At 33.5% G+C, this 4,340-nt stretch carries 2 protein-coding genes and 1 tRNA gene; 2 read left to right on the forward strand and 1 reads right to left on the reverse strand.

What is annotated here, in order from left to right; all coding sequences use genetic code 11:
* Positions 1 to 338: 338 nt before the first annotated feature.
* Positions 339 to 415, reverse strand: a tRNA-Met gene (locus tag BA053_RS05355).
* A gap of 59 nt (positions 416 to 474) precedes the next feature.
* On the opposite strand from BA053_RS05355, the gene BA053_RS05360 reads away from it, so the two are divergent.
* Both BA053_RS05360 and BA053_RS05365 read left to right on the forward strand, forming a co-directional pair.
* Positions 475 to 2,658, forward strand: coding sequence for a ComEC/Rec2 family competence protein (locus BA053_RS05360; protein WP_065095030.1), 2,184 nt, complete (start codon positions 475 to 477; stop codon positions 2,656 to 2,658).
* Positions 2,659 to 2,693: 35 nt separating this feature from the next.
* Positions 2,694 to 4,340 (forward strand): hypothetical protein (locus tag BA053_RS05365; RefSeq protein ID WP_065106843.1); only part of this gene is annotated, 1,647 nt, incomplete at its 3' end.

A 4,340-nucleotide genomic window follows, 5' to 3' on the forward strand; every position in this document is an offset into this window, starting at 1 on the left:
ATTTACTAAACAGAAAAAAAGGCAAAAGAAACCCTAGGGTAGCTAGTTATTCACTATCCATTTTTTAAGTTGGCGTTTTTTTATGTTTTAAACGCTTTATAAGCGCGTTTCAGCTTATGTAGGTAGAAGTTTTATAAAGACATAAGGTGCACATAGTGCAAAAAATTAAACATGAGACGCCAGATACGTGAGTTTTTTTGTCATTTAATCTGTACAGAGAAGATAAATAAATAGCTTCAGTTTCATGATAAGGGGGCTGGCGGAGTTTGTCAAGTCGTTTTTCGTTTAATCCGTTTCCATGAGCTACCTGAAACCACAATATTCGCACAGTTGGAAAATGGTTGCGGGAGTAGGATTTGAACCTACGGCCTTCAGGTTATGAGCCTGACGAGCTACCGAGCTGCTCCATCCCGCGTCGTTGTTTATTTAGCTATTATACTTGCAATTATAGGATATACAAGGATAAAATCCGCTATGGGTCGTATACTAGTATATTTACTAACCTTTCTTGACATAATAGTTAGTTATATACGTCATAACATATGCAATGAAAAATATAACTTGATACTATGGTTTCCTGTGTGTCAGTGTGTAGGGATTTTAACCTATTTTTCCCTAAATTTTGAACCAAGCTGCATATCTATTTTTCTTTTGCTTTTACCCACACTAATTTTGATTGCAATATTATACAGAAAATACGCAATATTATGCATTGCTTTAATTGCAGTGCTCATAGGATTTACAGCTAGTAAATTAAGAACAGCTTTAGTTAATACTCAAATCCTCGATAAAGAGAGGTATGTAAAAAACATCGTTGCCACAGTGAAGGATATTAACGACAGGGGCTCATATAAACAATTTCTGCTTTCTGTTGAAAAATCCCCTACTATCTCAAAATCCTCTCCTGTTGTCCCAGTGCCCCCTTTTGTCATCCCAGTACTTGATACTGGGATCCAGAAAAAAAAGATATGGATTCCAGCGTCACGCGCTGGAATGACACCGGATAGAGCTCTAGATAACATCAGAATATCAGTTAGAACCAAAGTGGAAAAAGGCATTAAAATAGGCGATCAAGTAAAATTATCAGCAAAACTCTTCCCTCTAAAGATTGCGCCTTCGGAGTATGCATACGATTTTGCAAGAATAGCATATTACCAGAAAATAAGTGCAACAGGTTTTGCAACAAGCAAAATAGCCCTACACAAAAAGGCTGAAGCAAGGCAATTTCTAGAGTATATAGAATCTTTCCGTCAATACATTTATGAAAACCTGCAGCAAAATATCAAAAAACCACATGCGGATATAATCTCTGCATTACTGATCGGTAAAAAAGATGGCATAGATCAAAAAACTATGGACGCGATACGAGATTCAGGTATAGCACATTTGTTTGCCATATCTGGTTTGCATTTATCATTTGTTGCTGGTCTGTTTTTTGTAGTGTTTCGTAATTTATTCGCAATATCTGAAACTTTGACTCTTAAGTATAACACCAAGAAAATATCTGCATTTCTTACTATCTTGCCAACCACGTTTTATTTGTTGATTACCGGTATGCAAATTTCTGCTCAGCGTGCCTACATCATGGTGATTTTAGTACTCGTTGCAATAATGATAGAGAGAAAATATCGAGGGTTAATAGCAATTGCGTTTGCTGCTGCAGTGATACTTATCATAGAACCAGAAGTAATTTTAAAGCCTGGCTTTCAGATGTCATTTTCTGCTGTTTTGGCTCTGGTTGCCAGTTATCAAATTAATGCTAATAAATTGTTCAAAATAAAAATAATGAAATATTTTGTGTCGATAATGATTAGCTCAGTAATAGCAAGTTTAGCAACTGTTCCGTATACGATATACAATTTTAATTATTTTTCAATTAGTGGCATTATCACAAACTTAGTTGCTATACCAATAGTTACATTAATTATTATTCCACTTGGAATAATTTATGTCTTGTTGATTCCTTTGGGTATTGAATGGATTATAGCGCCATTTATAGAGCGCCCAATTGACAGTATTTTGTATATAACAAATGCAATCGCTAGTCTTCAGTATTTGGTTATTCCCATTCGTACTTTTCCTGCATCATCAATTATTATAATAACACTTGGTTTATTGTGGCTGTGCTTGTGGGAAAGAAATTGGCGTTTCTTCGGAATTTTCTTTATTGTGCTGGGTATTTGCTTTAGCACCGCATATAAAACCCCCGACATCCTAATAAATGCTGATAATGTTGCTGTAAAAGAAAGTGATAACTTACTATATTCTCTCACCAGGAAAAATAGGAACTTTGTTGTCAAAACATGGGCGAAGCAAAATGGGCAGAACCAAATTTTGAATCATAAAAAATACAATAACTCAGATAAAAGGCTAAAGTGTAACGATTATGGCTGCATATATAATAAAGGAAATAATAAATCAGTGTTGCTAGCTTATAAGGAAGAAGATATCTTGAGAAACTGTAATAGTGTTGATCTGATAATTCAATTAAGTGAATTCGACTATTCAGCTTGCAACGCTAAAATTATTAAACATGCTGATCTAGAAACGCATGGCACACATTCTGCTTGGTTAACAAATCGTTACGTAAAGATTAATACAGTGCGCTCTAACCGGCCTTGGCATAAGTTAAAAAGCTTGATTTTAAAGTATTATTAATATATAATTAATTAAATTTAAATGTAAGGAAATTTATGGCTAAAAGTACTACAGAAGACTTTTTTAATTTTAAGATAGATCACGGGGTAACTCAGCTAAATAACGTCATTGGGTACCCCACTCAATTGTGGCATGCAGCAAAAAAATATTCTGTAAATAACACTCTACCTATAGCAGCAGTGAATATTTGGCTTCAATTTTCTCTAGCTTACGTAACTGCAATGGCAATAACCCTTAACGATTTGAGCTTTATTGCTACTTTTAACCCAACATTAATGCCAACTTACTTTCTGGTTTCTGTTATTCTTGGAGTGGTTTTATTAACCTCTCTTGCTCTAAGATATATATACAAGCAAGAAATAGAAAATGAGAAATCAAAAGATGGTGATAGCCCAATAGATATAAAAATTCGAGGTGGAAAAAGTGATGAAATAAATGAGATTGCCCAAAATGCATTAACAATAGAAATTATTCCTGATTTGGTCGATAAAAAGCAAGGTTTTTCAATAGTTTTACCAATCTCTGAAAAACAGGGAGAAATATTAGAAAACAAAAGACAAGAGAATAGAAATAAAGTTATTTTGCTTGCTGTGTCATATGTGCTGAGCGGTCTAATTGTAGCTGGTGCATTGATACAAAATAAATTTAGTTTTGCCAATGTTCAGGGCTGGGCAGAATGGGGTTTCATTGCATTCGTGAGTGCTGTTTTCATCGCTGGAGTATGTATAGCATTAAGTAAGTTAAAAAATAATGAAGTAAATAACGCACATAATATCGTTAAAAAATTTAACAATGTGGATATTCTACTCCCATTTAGAAGTGGTACGATTGTATCGGTAATGGAAAACAAATTTGAAAGTAAAGAGGAGAATGATCCTATATCTCGATTGATAAAATTACTTGATAAGCACTTGAATGAATTCACAGATAAAATAAGTGATTTATTTGATAAGTTCTTAGATGAAGCTAAAACATCTATTGATGAAAAACTTTTAGAACCTGCAAATAATGAAATTCAAGAAACACTTGTTCATCTACAAGGAATTAGAAAAGACATCAAAGAAGATTTAGATAAGCTACATTTAGATGAGTTGCATGAGAAAATCTCGGCCGTTTTAAATGAAGCTAAACAGCTGACAAAAAAAGCAAATTTACTAGATATTGAAGGTACTTTTTCTAGGTTTGAGAATGCTATTAAAATTGCTAAAGATAAGATTGAACGATTTGAACCAAGCCGCTTTGTAGGCTGGTTTCGATCAACTACGCAGTCTAATGATAACGAGTTCCTCGATATGTTGAAAAAGAAACAAGAAGAAGTAGAAAAGATAAAAGAAGAAGCAGAAAAGATAAAAAAGGAATCGGAGGAGAAATTAAAAAAAGTAACCGATAAACTAGAAGAATTAAAAAATAAACAAACTCAATCAAATGAATCTAATAGCAGTTTAGAGTCTGAAGGTAGTACTACTGCTACTCCTCTTGACAAACAGCGAGATGAAGAGAAAAAAGCAATAGAAAAAAATAGACTATTAAGATCAATAAAAAGGACGAAAGAACTGGAGAAAGAAAATGCAAAATTGGAAAAAGAATTACCTGAGCAAGAAGAAACAGATGAATGGAAAGAAAAAATCAACGGCAAACCAAGTGACTTTCTATATTATTTATTAGAATCTATTAAGCTGGAA

It is taken from the genome of Wolbachia endosymbiont of Nomada ferruginata (assembly GCF_001675785.1).
Classification (GTDB): domain Bacteria; phylum Pseudomonadota; class Alphaproteobacteria; order Rickettsiales; family Anaplasmataceae; genus Wolbachia; species Wolbachia pipientis.

What these genes read in the sequence shown, in the direction of transcription:
- BA053_RS05360 (WP_065095030.1), top strand. Translation starts at nt 475, where the DNA reads ATGGGTCGTATACTAGTATATTTACTAACCTTTCTTGACATAATAGTT.